Here is a 238-nt window from a genome sequence, read left to right as displayed (position 1 = left end):
CTGCTTATTTGCGTTGGCGAGAAGAAGCCGTACAAGAAGGACGCCAAGAAGGACTGCAAGAAGGACGCCAAGAAGGATTGCAAGAAGGACGCAGACAAATGATAGAAAACTTGCTCCAGGTTCGATTTGGCCAGATGGATAATGAATTATCATCAGTAATCGAGCCACTGTTGCAGTTACCAACCCAGGAGTTAACCCGTCTGTTGCTGACCCTTTCTCGCGAAGAGTTGTTGCAACG

1 pseudogene is annotated in these 238 nt (G+C 47.9%); it reads left to right on the top strand.

Annotation, left to right across the window (positions count from 1 at the left end):
* Positions 1–238, top strand: a pseudogene (locus AC0QH1_RS16595) (hypothetical protein); the annotation flags it as partial.

Source organism: Phormidium sp. CCY1219, assembly GCF_055795085.1.
Note: the sequence above shows the minus strand (reverse complement) of the source record. Positions and strands in the feature narration are given on the sequence as shown.